The 14,324-nt window shown below is 61.3% G+C and carries 11 protein-coding genes; 6 read left to right on the forward strand and 5 right to left on the reverse strand.

Annotated features, from left to right (window positions below):
• The first annotated feature begins 64 nt into the window (after positions 1-64).
• Entirely contained in the window at positions 65-805 is a 741-nt protein-coding gene (locus S58_RS15395; RefSeq protein ID WP_015666259.1) for a response regulator, read from the forward strand.
• On the opposite strand, the gene S58_RS15400 is transcribed toward S58_RS15395, so the two are convergent.
• Both S58_RS15400 and S58_RS15405 read right to left on the reverse strand, forming a co-directional pair.
• Positions 759-2,111: an ATP-binding response regulator gene (locus S58_RS15400; RefSeq protein WP_015666260.1), complete on the reverse strand. Its 1,353-nt coding sequence runs from the start codon at positions 2,109-2,111 to the stop codon at positions 759-761. The genes S58_RS15395 and S58_RS15400 overlap by 47 nt on opposite strands.
• Entirely contained in the window at positions 2,108-3,280 is a 1,173-nt protein-coding gene (locus tag S58_RS15405; RefSeq protein ID WP_015666261.1) for an FIST N-terminal domain-containing protein, read from the reverse strand. The genes S58_RS15400 and S58_RS15405 overlap by 4 nt, the downstream gene beginning before the upstream one ends.
• Before the next feature lie 217 nt (positions 3,281-3,497).
• Here S58_RS15405 and S58_RS15410 point away from each other — a divergent pair, with 217 nt between their 5' ends.
• Positions 3,498-3,869, forward strand: coding sequence for a c-type cytochrome (locus S58_RS15410; RefSeq protein ID WP_015666262.1), 372 nt, complete (start codon positions 3,498-3,500; stop codon positions 3,867-3,869).
• A gap of 829 nt (positions 3,870-4,698) precedes the next feature.
• On the opposite strand, the gene S58_RS15415 is transcribed toward S58_RS15410, so the two are convergent.
• Complete coding sequence (locus S58_RS15415) at positions 4,699-5,874, reverse strand: phosphatase PAP2 family protein (RefSeq protein WP_042339556.1); 1,176 nt, start codon at positions 5,872-5,874, stop codon at positions 4,699-4,701.
• Between the two features lie 698 nt (positions 5,875-6,572).
• On the opposite strand from S58_RS15415, the gene S58_RS15420 reads away from it, so the two are divergent.
• From S58_RS15420 to S58_RS15435, 4 genes are all read left to right on the forward strand, one after another.
• Entirely contained in the window at positions 6,573-8,699 is a 2,127-nt protein-coding gene (locus S58_RS15420) for a type I secretion system permease/ATPase (RefSeq protein WP_015666266.1), read from the forward strand.
• Positions 8,686-10,140 (forward strand): HlyD family type I secretion periplasmic adaptor subunit, encoded by a 1,455-nt coding sequence (locus tag S58_RS15425; protein WP_015666267.1) that lies wholly within the window; start codon positions 8,686-8,688, stop codon positions 10,138-10,140. The genes S58_RS15420 and S58_RS15425 overlap by 14 nt, the downstream gene beginning before the upstream one ends.
• Before the next feature lie 388 nt (positions 10,141-10,528).
• Positions 10,529-11,122, forward strand: a complete 594-nt coding sequence (locus S58_RS15430; protein ID WP_198409260.1) for a toxin-activating lysine-acyltransferase — start codon at positions 10,529-10,531, stop codon at positions 11,120-11,122.
• A 203-nt stretch (positions 11,123-11,325) separates the two neighbouring features.
• Positions 11,326-11,841: a hypothetical protein gene (locus S58_RS15435; RefSeq protein ID WP_015666269.1), complete on the forward strand. Its 516-nt coding sequence runs from the start codon at positions 11,326-11,328 to the stop codon at positions 11,839-11,841.
• Positions 11,842-13,145: 1,304 nt separating this feature from the next.
• Here S58_RS15435 and S58_RS37550 read toward each other — a convergent pair.
• On the reverse strand, positions 13,146-13,598 hold the full coding sequence (locus tag S58_RS37550) for a hypothetical protein (RefSeq protein ID WP_144058320.1): 453 nt from the start codon (positions 13,596-13,598) through the stop codon (positions 13,146-13,148).
• A 153-nt stretch (positions 13,599-13,751) separates the two neighbouring features.
• Positions 13,752-14,270, reverse strand: coding sequence for a hypothetical protein (locus S58_RS37555; protein ID WP_144058321.1), 519 nt, complete (start codon positions 14,268-14,270; stop codon positions 13,752-13,754).
• Positions 14,271-14,324: the final 54 nt, after the last annotated feature.

Consider the following 14,324-nt stretch of genomic DNA (forward strand, 5'->3'; position numbering starts at 1 on the left):
TGAACGTCAGATCCGCGACGCTGAATAAACCCGACCTTCGATCCGGCCGAGAGGGGACAGGCACGTGGCTCGATTGCTCATCGTCGAGGACCATCCGCTGTTTCGCGAGGCGCTGGAGAGCGCGATCCGTGCCGCACTGGTTGATGCCGAGATCCGCGAGGCGATATCGATCGACATGGCCGTCGATCTTCTGTCATCGCCGGCGAGATTCGACCTGATCCTGCTCGATCTCTCGACACCCGGAACGACAGGACTCTCCGGCGTCATCCGTATCCGCAAGACCGCGCCGCGCATACCGATCCTGGTTGTTTCAGCGCATCGGGACCCGGGCCTCGTCGCCCATGTTATCGCGCTGGGCGTCTCCGGCTACATCTCGAAATCGACCTCGAAGCAGCAACTGGCCGACGCGATCAAGGCGGTGCTGCGCGGCGAGGTCCACGTCGAAGGCGGCGCTCCGTGTGCCAGCGCGCGCCGTGGCCGACTACCTGCTCACGATCTCCTGAAGCGTCTTCACGAGCTGACGCCGCAGCAGCTGCGCGTGCTCGACCTGATCCGCTGCGGGTTGCAGAACAAGCAGATCGCCTATGAGCTCGGGATCTGCGAGACGACGGTGAAGGTCCACGTCTCGGAGATCCTGCGAAAGCTCCGCGTCATGAGCCGGACCAAGGCCATCATCGAGATGGAAAAGATCGACTTCGTGAACCTGATGAGCGGGCCGCGCGCGCCGGCTCAGGCGCGAGCGAGCGGCGCCGACGCGCTCATGACAGCAGGAACGACAACAACGCGCGAAGCTCCGCGGGCCTGACCGGCTTGGTCAGGATCTCGAGCCCGTATTGGCTCGCTTCCCTGGCTGCGTCTTCGGAATAGTCGGCGGTCACGATCATGGCGGCAACATCTCGGCCGAAGAACTGCCTGATGTCCCGGATCGCGGCAAGCCCGCTCTCGTCGCCATCCAAGTGGAGATCTGCAATGATCGTCTCGGGGACCGCGCCGAGCGCGCTCAGGCGCTGCAGCGCGTCCTTCGATGACGCCGTGGCGACGACGTCGCAGCCCCATTTTTCCAGCAGGCTGACCATCGCGTCGGCGGTGGCCAGATCGTTTTCGATCAGCAGGATCTTGGCGCCTTCGAGCCCGCCATAATCGTGGTCGACGTGCTCGGCTGGATGCGGATCCGGCAGTACGGCGGCGGGGTCAGCCCGGTCGAGCGCGAGCTTGAAGGTAGATCCATGGCCGACGCGCGACGTCAGCCGGACCTCATGGTCCAATGCATTGGCGAAGCGACGGACGATCGACAGGCCGAGCCCGAAGCCGGCCTGGTCCTCGGCGCTCGGCTGGCCGCGCTGGAATTCGAGAAAGATCGCCTCCTGTTGCGGCCCGGGAATGCCCGGGCCGGTGTCGTAGACTTGGATGCGAACCCGGTCTGCCCCCGGTCCTCGCCGACATCCCATGACGACTCCGCCTCGCCGCGTGTAGCGCAGCGCGTTCGCGAGGAGATTCTGCAAGATCCGCCGCAGCATCATGGCATCCGAGATGACCGCGATCGAGCACGGACAAATGCGCAGGGACAAGCCGCGTTTGGCTGCGATCGGAGCGAATTCGCGTTCGAGCGGCTCGAACAGGCTCGAGAGCAGAAGGGGCCTCACGTCGGGGCGCAGGGCTCCGGCATCGAGCTTGGCGATCTCCAGCAGGGACCGCAGCAGATCCTCGAGCATCGCCAGCGAATGGTCGACCTGGCCGACCATGGCCGTTCCGCGATCGGACGAGACCTCGTCCGCCAACGTCGACAGCGTCAGCCGCGCCGCGTTGAGTGGCTGCAGCAGATCGTGGGTGACGGAGACTAGAACCGAGGATTTCAGGGAGCTAGCCGCTTCTGCCTGCTGCTTGGCGCGAAACAGGTCCTTGTTGGCGGTTTCGATCGAACGCAGCGCATCGCGCAACTGCCGCGTTCGCTCGCGCACCTGCTGATCGAGCGCGATCGCCGTTTCGAACAGCGAGAAAGCATTGAACTGCTGGTCCATCGAGCGTTCGACCCGGGACATCAGCGCGGCGTTGATCTTCCTGAGCTTGGCCGCCTCGCGCTGCAGGTCTTCCGGAGACCCGGCACCGGTCATTGCTGCGCCCCTGGACGCTTGCCGATCGCGACGCCCGTCAGCGTCTGATTGAAGTGCATCGAGCCGTACTGCTCGCCATAGGTATGGAAGCCGACGATCCGGCTGTCGCGATAGAGCTCGGACATTTCCCGCGCAAACTGATGCTGCTCGGCGTCGAGACGCCTGAGGATGCACTCGAAGCCGATGAAGATCGAGACCTCGCCGATGTCGTCGCGAACCTCGGCTAGCATCTCGCGGGCGGCCGCCACGGAGTTGCGCGACCTCGCCGCCGTCAGCACCATGCCTTCGTCGATCGCGCAGAAGAACCGGAGCGAGCCGTCCGGGTTAACGCGCTGAATCGAGCGCGCGAAATACGAGCCGCCGACGCGCACCAGGACCGGATGGGCTGCGAACAGGAACGGGTCGAGCTCGGAATCCGCGATGCCGACCGCGCGGCAATATTCCTCCGCCGCCGGCTCGGCATTGAGCTGCTTGACGATGCGCTGCTCGAGATCGGCCTCCGTCACCACCATCTTGGTCGAAGTCGGCTCGAAATTGTCGCACTTGAACAGTCGGAACGGCAATGACGTTCTGATCAGAATCAGCACCGCCATGTCCGTGTGCGCCTTGCCGTCGTGAAACACCCAGGTGCGCTCGAAGCGCAGGCCGTCGCCGGCCGAGCCGCCAACCAGGGGAATATTGTCGAGCGACGCATAGATCGCCGACATGATCGCCTCCTCGCGCTGGCACATGCCGTCGATCAGGACGAGCCCGAACACGCCGTCATCGTCGCGGGCGCCGTGCCGGGCCAGCTCCTGCTTCAACTGAACGCCGAGGCGCCGGCCTTCGTCGACGCGGAAGCCCGACAATCCGAAGATGGGCTGTGCGAACACGGTGAAATCATCGGCGGCAAAGCCGAGAGCGACGACGCTGTTGTCGTCCCAGCCATCGGGTGACAGCTCTCCAGCCGTCGTACAGCCATGCACGGGAACGTCTGCCAGACGGGTCGTCACCTCCGCCATGAACGTGTGTGGATCGTAGTGCGGCGACAGGAAGATCAGCACCATCGCCAGGCAATCGGCCGGCAGCTGGCTGCAGATGTCGGCCGCTGCGGCAGCCTCCGTCGCAGCCTTCGACTTTGCCGCAATCACGCCAGACGGACGCGCGGGCCGAGCATCGGCGTCTGCCATTGGGCACCTCCCTGAACGACACTTTGGACTTCGTGTCGGTGATCGTTCGTTTTTTTAGAAGATTAGGCCAGTTGAGCAGCAACGGCAACTATGCGGCTTGATCCAGGACAAGGACGGGGCCGGGCTGATCGTCCGATCATCTGTGCGGATCTGCTCACCGGCTTGGCCCAGGGGGCTGGCCCGCGCCCGCTCGGGATCGAAAAGGGAAAGATTTCGCATGTTCCGCCGCATCGCTCTTGTCGCCGTTCTAGCCAGCCTGTCACCGAGCGCCCTCGCGCTCGACGGAAATCCGGTCGCCGGGAAAAGCATCTTCCAGCGTATCTGCCAAAACTGCCACTCTGCCGAGATCGGCGTCAACAAGGTCGGTCCGAGCCTCTGGAACATCGTTGGACGGCAGCCAGCGGCTGTGCCGGACTACGCCTATTCGGAGAGCATGAAAAAGAACAATGCGCCTTGGACCGCAACGGCTCTGGATGCCTATATCGCCGATCCGCGCGGGGACGTTCACGGGGTCAAGATGTACTTCAAAGGATTAGCGGACGCGAAGGAGCGGGCCGACGTCGTCGCCTATCTGTCGACTCTGAGATAGCGCAGCCGGAGCTGCGGGCGATTTTGCCGACGCTGCTGGCCGCGCTTTTGGAAAAGGAGCCTCTCAGCGATTACGGTTGGCATCGTTGGCGCGCTGGCCCAGGGCATCATCGCTATGGTGATTTCGTGCTCGACTGGCCTCGTGCCGTATGCCGCTGAGGTCGCCTTTCCCTTCGTGATGCTGTTCACCCAAGCGTAGACCCAAAGCCGCCCATCTTGGTTCGTATGCGGCCGGGATCGAACACAGGGATTGGCGTGTTCATCAGCAAAGAGGTGGCTGGAGAACACGTTCTTCTTGCGCCCTTGATGCTGAAATGCACTTGAAGGCCGGACCATGCGCCTCAACACGCATTCCAACCGATCAAGCGGCTGCAGATGCGCACCTTTTCTCCGCCCTCCGAACGCACCACGAAACCTCATATCCAGAATCTTCAAGGATTTGAAATTAATACCATTTCTGAGCTGTTTGATGGTAGCCGAAGCGGTTGAACACCTTGGCGAGCGGGCTCCGCTGAGCCGACAATTCCCTCAAGACTGACGACATTGCTGTTGCGCGGTCGCAGCGCGACTTGCTCGAGGCCGCCAATCGCGAAAGGTGGGCGTCGCTGCTGGGCGGCGAAGGCTCGGCAGATAGCGCTCTCGCGGGCTATCAGGCGGCGCGCAAATCGGACGGCGGCGTTGGACCAAATCCTGCGCCGAATCGGCGCCATCAGCGACGTTCGCGCGCCGTCGAGACTGCCGTGCCCGGCGGCATCGAACAGCCCAAGGTCAAGATGACATCGGAAAATGCATACTCAACAGATCTGCAGAGTCAGGCCGCAGGGACGACATTAGTCGCCGGATTGCGTGCCAATGGCGGCCTGACCCATGCTGAACGCGAGTTGATCGCGCGACGCATCGCTTCGCCTTCCGGGTGACGCTGCCGACCATCGCGGAGATATCATTGCAACGGCAATCAGGGTCGCGACCAGCCACAAGACCACACCGCATGGAAGGTCGATTGCATAATGTCCGCCGATGGGCAATGTCGACGTGATAGCGAGGGCGTTCCAGCTCAATGAAATGGGGAGTAGCCATTTGAGGTGCCAGGTCGCGAATATGATCATCAGGGCAAGGCAGCAATGAAAGGAAGGAAAAGTCACAACGCCCTGCAGATTGGCGAATGACAGCAACGGGGAGACGTTGTTGCGGAAGTACTCCAACTTCAACAGGTGATACGTTCCCGCACCCGTCGGGAGATGCTCGAGCAAGCTGGCCGGATACTCGAAGAACGCGAAAGCGCCTTTCGCCGGCCAGATCACGGAGACGCTCGCACATACGATGATCGTCGTGGTGAACACGAACGTCAGTATCCATAACTGATCGAAACGGCGCATCACCGCCAGCAGCAAGGCCGCGCCGAACAGCAGAAGGAACGAACTCTCATAGGCGATCGACAGGAGATGAGACCACGAGGGGTGATCAGCCGCCCAAGCGATGACAGCCGGCAGGTCGACGCCCGCCGCTCGATCCCATTTTGCAAGCTCTGCGTCGATGAACGGCGCGTTGTTGCGCAGTCCGACAAGGCTGACGATGCCGGCTATTGCTCCCGACCACAACATTGCGGCAAGCGCCCCGCACAAGTTGCTCAAGATCGGCGACCGGCGCCATCGGCCGTAGACGATGTGAACGGCGAGGAGGAACCCCAGTATCGCGGATGCAGCCAAGAGGCTCGCAAGGTCAATGATGACCGCGGACCGCTGGATCAAAAAGATCGCAAAAGCGGTTGCGGCTACGCAGAGGACCCATACGCTTGCTTCCACAAGTCCGGTGGCGTGCCTTGCTTGGGACGGCCAGGCGCAAACCATCCGGGGCGAAGGTTGTAGACGACGAGACATGGAGCTTTCCGTCCGCGCTCCCGCGGTGGTCGGTCGATGCTTCTCCTCGATCCGCGCCATGGCGGATGACAAGAAGTGGCGGCGGCGAAAGAATTCCGGCAATAGGGCGCCTATGGCGGGCTCCATCATGGATGTCCGCTCCTGTGTCAGTCTGTTTCGAATTGTTTCCGTCGATCCGTACATACGTAAAAGGGACGGACAGAGGCAATCTCAACGTGTATTTTATTATGATACCGTGCCGGGATGCTTAATGATCTTCTACCGCGCTTTGCGAGATGCGCGTTGGGCCTCGTTCGGGCAACCCCGTTCGGAAAAGCCGCCATCACGTGGCGAGGAATTCGAGCAGTGTCGTAGCTTGGATGGAGAGACGGAGTCTTGATATGGACTGTCTCTGCGGCGCCGATGTTTGATCCAGGCTTTCAGAGATTGTCGAATATGCCAGTTGTTCCGGCGAGACCGGATGTGCATGCCGTAACGACTCGCAATGATCTGGTTCGCGATGATCGCCGGAAGCCTTGCGTGATAGGGGGCTGTGATGCCGTGCTTAACGGTGGGCAAGGTCAGGTGGGTGTCAAACAGCGGCAGTTGAATGAACTGGCCGAGCCGCGGGCCGATCTCTTCGTCGATCTTGCGCGCTGCCGGCCATGACGTGTCGCGGGGGGTCTCCAACGGACGGTCGTGATCCCCTGCGGATGAATGCACTCATGACGCGAACTGCTTGGGTATTTCGCGCGTTCAAAAATATCCTGGATGAAAACGTGGCAGATCTTGTCTAATCGTTTCCCGTGGTACATGAATCCTGTGCGACTTGAGGTAGTGCTGGGGCGATGGACGCGGGGCAGAGGGATACGGGGCTTGACTGCCTGACATTGCTGCTGCGGTTCCATCAGGTTGCCGTCGATCCGGCGCAGATTGCACATCAGCTTGCGGGAGAGCCGGTCGGCGTGACCGAGATGCTTCGCTGCGCCAAGCAGCTGAAGCTCAAGGCGCGTGCGGTCCGCCAGAGTTGGGACGGGCTTGCCAAGCTGCCGCTGCCGGCGATTGTGGCGCGGTCGGATGGCACGTTCGCCATATTGGGACAGGTCACCGCCGAGGCGGCGTTGATCCAGGACCCGCTGGTCCACCGGCCGCAGAGCCTCAAGCGCGCCGAGTTCGAATCCAATTGGACCGGCATGGTGGTGCTGATGGCGCGCCGCGCCTCGCTCACCGACCTCGCGCGGCGATTCGACATCACCTGGTTCCTGCAGGCGATGCACAAATATCGCCGGCTGCTCGGCGAGGTGCTGCTGGCCTCGTTCTTCCTGCAGCTGTTCGGCCTGGTTACGCCGCTGTTCTTCCAGGTCGTCACCGACAAGGTGCTGACGCATCGCGGCTACACCACGCTCGACGTGCTGGTGTTCGGACTCGTCACCGTCACCATCTTCGAGACCGTACTCGGGGGTCTTCGAACCTACGTCTTCTCCCACACCACCAACCGCATCGACGTCGAGCTCGGCGCGCGGCTGTTCCGGCATCTGGTGGCGCTGCCGATCGCCTATTTCGAGGCGCGGCGGGCGGGCGATTCGGTGGCGCGGGTGCGCGAGCTGGAGAACATCAGGAACTTCATCACCAGCTCGGCGCTGACCCTGGTGATCGACCTCGCCTTCACCTTCGTCTTCCTCGGGGTGATGTTCTACTATTCGCCGTTCCTCTCCTGGATCGTGGTCGGCTCGTTTCCGTTCTACATCGCGCTGTCGGCGGGCGTCACCCCGATCTTCAAGAAGCGGCTCGATGTCAAGTTCGATCGCGGCGCCGAGAACCAGGCCTTCCTGGTCGAGACCGTGACCGCGATCCAGACCTTGAAGGCGATGGCGATCGAGCCGCAGATGCAGCGGCGCTGGGAGGAGCAGCTCGCCGGCTATGTCGGCGCCAGCTTCGATGTGCTGTCGCTCGGCAACTGGGCGAGCCAGTCGGTGCAGTTCATCAGCAAGATCGTCACCGCGCTGACGCTGTATTTCGGCGCGCATCTGGTGATCGCGGGAGACTTGAGCGTCGGCGAACTGATCGCCTTCAACATGCTGGCCGGGCGGGTGGCGCAGCCGGTGCTGCGGCTGGCGCAGCTGTGGCAGGATTTTCATCAGGCGCGGCTGTCGGTGGCCCGGCTCGGCGACATTCTCAACACCACGCCGGAGCCGGCCTTCAATCCCGGCCGCGCGGCGCTGCCGCCGGTGCGCGGCGAGGTGGTGTTCGACCACGTGCATTTCCGCTATCGCGTCGACGGGCCCCTGGCGCTGCACGATGTCAGCCTGAAGGTGCCGGTAGGCCAAGTGGTCGGCATCGTCGGCCCCTCCGGCTCGGGCAAGTCGACGCTGACCAAGCTGATCCAGCGGCTCTACGTGCCGGAGAGTGGCCGCATCCTGATCGACGGCGTCGATCTCACGGTCGCCGACGTCACCTGGCTGCGGCGGCAGATCGGCGCGGTGCTGCAGGAGAACGTGCTGTTCAACCGCTCGATCCGCGACAACATCGCGCTCGCCGATCCCGGCATGGCGATGGAGCAGGTGATCCAGGCGGCCGAGCTCGCCGGCGCCCACGAGTTCATCCTCGGCCTGCCGGACGGCTACGACACCATGGTCGGCGAGCGCGGCGCCAGCCTCTCCGGCGGCCAGCGCCAGCGCATCGCGATTGCGCGGGCGCTGATCACCAATCCGCGCATTCTCATCTTCGACGAGGCGACCTCGGCGCTCGACTATGAGAGCGAGAACATCGTCCAGCGCAACATGCGCAAGATCTGCGCCGGGCGCACCGTGTTCATCATCGCGCACCGGCTGTCGGCCGTGCGCAATGCCGACCGCATCCTCACCATCGAGAACGGCCGCTTGGTCGAGGACGGCACCCATGACGAGCTGATCAAGCGGGCCGGGCGCTATGCCAGCTTGCACCAGATCCAGGCGGGGCTCCATGTCGTCGGCTGAGGCACAGAAGCAGGACAACGCGCCGATCTCGCTCGACGCGCGGCGGGGCCGCCGCAACGATGCGCGCGAGTTCCTGCCGGCGGCGCTGGAGATCGTGGAGACGCCAGCCTCGCCCGCGGGCCGGGCTGTCGCCGCCACCATCATGCTGTTCTTCGTCATCGCTATCGGCTGGTCGATCGCCGGCCATGTCGACATCATCGCCTCGGCGCAAGGCAAGATCGTGCCGACCGGGCGCACCAAGACGATCCAGCCGCTGGAGGCTGGCATCGTCGCCGCCATCCACGTCCAGGATGGCGACAAGGTCCGTGCCGGCGCCGTGCTGGTCGAGCTCGACCGCACCGTGACGGAGGCCGAGCGCCGCCGTGTGGCGCAGGGCCTGATGCAGGCGCGGCTGGATGTCGCAAGGCTCGGCGTGCTCCGCGGCAGTTTTGCCGATTTGAACGAGCTCCGGCCGTTGGCAGTGCCCGAGGGGGCCGCGCCCACCGACGTCGCGCGCACCCGGGCCGCCTTGCAGGCCCAGGCCGCCGAGCAGCTGTCGAAGCTCGCCTCCAACCTGCAGCAGATCGCGCAGAAGCGCGCCGAGGCGCAGTCGGTCGAGGCCGCGATCGCGAAGATCGATGCCACCCTGCCGTTCCTGCAGGAGACCGCCGACATCCGCCGCAACGCCAAGGAGATCCAGTACGGCAACCAGATCGCCTTCATCGATGCGCAGTCGCGGCTGATCGACCAGCAGAGCGAACGCATCGTGCAGACGCGGCGCCTCGTCGAGGTCGAAGCCGCGCGGCTGGCGCTGGAGCAGCAGCTGGCACAGACCCGCTCCGGTTTCGAGCGCCAGGTGCTGTCGGACCTCACCGATGCCGAGAAGAAGGCCGAGGAGCTGACGCAGGACCTCGTCAAGGCCGAGCGCAAGATCGCCGAGCAGGTGCTGCGCGCCCCGATCGACGGCACCGTGCAGCAGCTCGCGATGCACACCGTCGGCGGCGTCGTCACGCCGGCGCAACAACTGATGCTCATCGTGCCCGCCGACAGCCAGCTCGAAGCCGAGGCTATGATCTCCAACCGCGACATCGGCTTCGTCAATGTCGGTCAGCCGGCCGAGATCAAGATCGACACCTTCAACTTCACCCGCTACGGCCTCGTCCACGGCAAGGTGCAGAGCGTCTCCCAGGATTCCATCGTTCGCGAAAGGCCGGCGGACAAGCAGAATGGCGGCAAGGCCGGTGGTGCGCTGGCAGAAACCAGCGAGCCGGCCGGGCAGGAGTTCATCTACTCAGCTCGCGTCTCGCTGGAGGAGAAGCAGATGCAGGTCGAGGACAAGATGGTCGGGCTGGCGCCAGGGATGGCAGTGACAGTCGAAATCAAGACCGGCACGCGGCGGATCATCGAATACGTGATGTCGCCCTTGCTGCGCTACAAGCAGGAGAGTTTGCGCGAGAGGTGAGCGCGGGAGCGTTCGTGATGCGCGCGCGGCTAGATGTCGCACGCCGAGGCGTTCGTGCTCTGGGAAACAGTCGGTGCGCGCACGACCTCGTAGTAAAAATTTCAGCTGCGTCCGCGGTTTCGTCTTGAGGTTGTCAGCGAGTTAACGTTGTATGAATGCGGGGAAGGGAGCAGTGGGGCTGTTTCCGATCGGCGTCGACAGAGTGTCGAGCGGCTGCGCATTGCTTCTCGCGAGTGAGAAGCGCGACGCTTGCTCCTATAGGCGACCGGATCGTGTCACGACGGCGGATCGGCGAGCATGGTAGCTCGCAGTCAGTCCGACGGGCTCCTCCTCATGAAGGCGACACGCCCGTTGGGCGAATCGAAACGTGCGGGAGAACAGGTCTGTGGTGAACAACAATCAGAAGGTCGAACCGGCGTTGAAAGCGATCAATGGCGAGGCTGCCGCCCAGCCGTCGGCTGTGAAGGAGCGCGCGCTCGATCCGCATGTGCTGGCACAGATCGCTGCGTTCAAGATGAAGATCCAGGCCGGGGTCGGCGAGGTCGTGCTGGCGATGCTCAATCTGCCGCGCTATCGCAACCAGGCCCTCGCCGACATCATGCATCTCGTGGTCGAGCCGATGACGCGAGACCGCATCGCCATCGCCAAGGCCGGCGGCGAGGGCAAGGTCGAGGAGACTGCGGGAATCGCGATCTGGGCCAGCGTGTCCGACGAGGTCGACGCCAAGATCCGCGAGCAGATCCAGGCCCGCGTCTTCCCGATCCGCCTCAAGCCCGACGACTGGGCCAGCGGCGACACCCACTGGCTGCTCGACGTCATCGCCCCCTCGCAGAAGGTCGCCACCGCCGTGCTCGCGAACTTCAAGCAGGTCGTGAAAGACAAGCCGGTGCGGATTCATCCGATCGTGAGCCAGCTGGTCGATCCGGCGGTGCTGGAGAAGATGAAGGTGCGGCCGGTGGAGCGAAGCGCAAAAGGTCTTTGATTTCAGCTGCACAGCAATCTCGTGCACGATACCCTCTGCAACTCTCCGAAAGAGCTGCTAGCCAGCTCATAACATCAGTCAATTCGTGCAAGTGATCTCGCCCCAGAAATCGACAGATATAGACCAACGTAAAGCGACATTGGTGCCCGTAGTAAAATTCGACGTATCGATGCGTTATGAATCGGATCTTTTGGAGAGCCACGATGCGTCTTGCATTTCCTCGTATCAACAGTCTTGAGGCAGACGATGGCTCGGCTTCGATCAGTTATCTAACTGTCGACATGAATCGCGATACTGGTGGCTTGAAATACAATTTCACCTCCATGAAACCATTCGGAAAAATCGACATTCCCACGACGGTCGCTCTACTGACAAGTTCTAAAGCACGAGATCTGCTCCTTGCCGAGACCGGTTTCGATATATTTGACCAGGATTTGTCAGAGATAGAACGGCGCGTTCGGGAATATGCCGGCCAACACGGGCACACGTTTGAAGTCCGGACATTTCAGGTGCCTGCCACTGCGAACGAGCAAATGATCCGCGTCTTGAGAGATTCGTTCTGCGATCTGTTTTTGGAGTACTGGTCGGCATACCGAAATAGCAGCGGTGATCATACGGACGATTCGGCAGGTCGGTATCCCGACACGCTGCATTTTCGGCCGCAGAATCTGAATAGAAAATTTCACGTAACCCTTCATGCTAAGGGGGGGGCGGGCTGATGGCTGACATTCGGGACTACCCCAATCCGCTTCTGAAAGCATTCTCGGACGCGTTCGATTTAGGTATCGCCTTTGATGAAAAAACGGGCGCTCCGCTTCTCAATGAAGTTGGTCAGTTGATCTCGAACGGAAAGAAGATATCGTACGACGCGTTCAAGACATTCCTGGAAAATGCGCTTCTGGATGACAAGAATTTCTACCGTCTGATGGCGGACGGGAGCTTGGTCAAGCCGACTCTCAAAGTTTTCTATGACGGACAGACGAGCGGCGTCTACAACAGCGTGTTGGCAAACGATTTTGTTGAGCGTGCTGGCGCCTCCGCGGTTTCCATTGACCGAACAATAGTCGGTCAGTTTGTCTTCCGGTCGCAGATCGCGAATTTTATCGATGGGCCATATGACGGCTTGGCTCTCAATCAGAAAGTATCGAAGGCTTATGCTTCAATTCTTCCGGTCGAGAGTAACGTACTTTTCGTCCCAGAGCGGCTTGATCTTGTCCCGGATGGAGGATCTATCCTTAGGGATTTTGAGCTGCCTGAAGCTCTAAAGGTTTCGTCAGATTCCGCAACGTTCGACGGATTGACTAAGAAGCAGATTCTAGAGGCATCTCTCGGCGCGCCGGACGGTCTCGCAAAAAAGCTAGCCAACTTCAGTTCAGTTGCCGATGCGTATTACGATCTTTTCCGGCAGTTTGAGCCGCGGATCTATACATCTGGCGTTGTTGATCCAATTAACGGGAGGCGGATACTCGGGGGTCTTCTTGCGGAGCCGCTTTATTACGACAAGCTAGCTGGAACTAGCCTAAAGCTTGCTGCGCTTGATTCGGGCATGATTTCAGTAGGTAAAGTGCTGAAAGAATTTGCGGCGGGACAGCAAAGCTTCTGGAAGACGATGAGGTTGCTAGCTACTACCTCTTTCGACAAGATCGGTAGCAACCTGATCTCATTGTATGACGGATCCAATGCGGCTTTCGAAAAATCGCTGCAGACGCTTGCTCGGACGATATTGTTTGCCGCAGAAGCATCGGCGACGGTGATCGATCTTGCGGCGACGAGTGTGTCAGACACTTGGCGCAAAGCGCTTGAGATTGCATCCCAAGCAGTAGACGGTGCGCAGGCAGCTGGCGAGGCCCTCACCCGAGACCTTGCGCGCTGGCAGAATGCGTTCTTTGATGCGTTCTCGAATTATTTCGATGGGCTTCCTGAGCCGCTCGTTAAGGCGGGAAAGTCGATCCTTGGGTATTACAAGGCTGCATGGAATGATGTCGTCGGGCTAATCCATTATGATGGGAATCCTGCAAGGTACTCAATGAAATTGACCGGCTTCGCTGCCGGTACGCTGCTCGCGGTTCTTGATGGCGTTGCCGAGTACAAGAAGGCGGGTGGGTTCACGCGAGAGTTTTTTGCTTGGGCTGGGAAAACGGCTCTCATCACGGCGGCGGCGATTCCGGTCGTAGGCGGTCTTTCGACCCTCGCTATTTCGACTTCTCCTGTTTGGGGGACGGTCGGTGTCGTAGCCTTCATCGGCGCAGGCTTTTATTTGGGCGTTCGAGGTGTCGCTGCCAATCTCGTGGAGGCGTTTGCGGATCAGCCGGATTCGCTCATTTATAAGCGAGCCTCGGACGTTCTCGGCTACATGAAGAGCTTTGAAGGCGCCGCGGTATCGTACCTGAAGGAGGCTGTAAGCTTCTTTCCGACGACGACACAGGCCAAGGAGCTCCTGGCTGGCATTGGCAACATCGCGATCGATACATTTCAAGTTATTGGTGCCGGTGGTGTCGGCTATACCTATGATGAGAAGAAGGCTGCGCTATGGGGTTCTGACGACGCGGTCTTGCTCGGCGGCAAACAGGACGACTGGCTATTTCATTCCGGCTTTGGCTCGGCCTTCGGAGAAGGGGGAGACGATGTCCTAGTTGGGCTTTTTCCAAAAGTGCTTCGCGCCGGCGAAAAAGTGGGACCACTTCCTGCCCAAGGGCAGCCGGACACACGACAGGTCGCCAATGGGGAACTCACACTTAAACTTGACGGTGGTTCCGGAAATGATTGGGTTATCGTCGCCGGAGGTGAGAAGGCGACAACGGCTGGCGGCGTGGGCCGGGATTGGATCTACAACACGTCCAACGGCGGGATTATCTACGGCGATACGGTCGATGGGATCGATCCTGCAACCGGCCGGAAAGTTGAAGATACTGCTGCAAACTCGGACAACATCTGGTACTCGCCGAATACGGTCGTCATGGATGCGCAGCATCATGACGTTCTCAAATTCTATGGTCTGACGCTCACCGGGGGCAATGCCGAGGGCGGCATTGCTGGGCTCAACGCGTTCGGCGGCGTTGGTGCAGCCGTTGGCATGGCGAATTTCTACGCTTCGGTCGCTCAGGGCGGCGGAAAGTACGATCCGGCTAAGTCGATCTACTATGACCATCTATTCCCGTGGATGACATATGTATTACGGCCCAACGCGAACGGCGGGCTGGAC

Origin of the sequence: Bradyrhizobium oligotrophicum S58, from assembly GCF_000344805.1 — a bacterium.
Lineage (GTDB): Bacteria > Pseudomonadota > Alphaproteobacteria > Rhizobiales > Xanthobacteraceae > Bradyrhizobium > Bradyrhizobium oligotrophicum.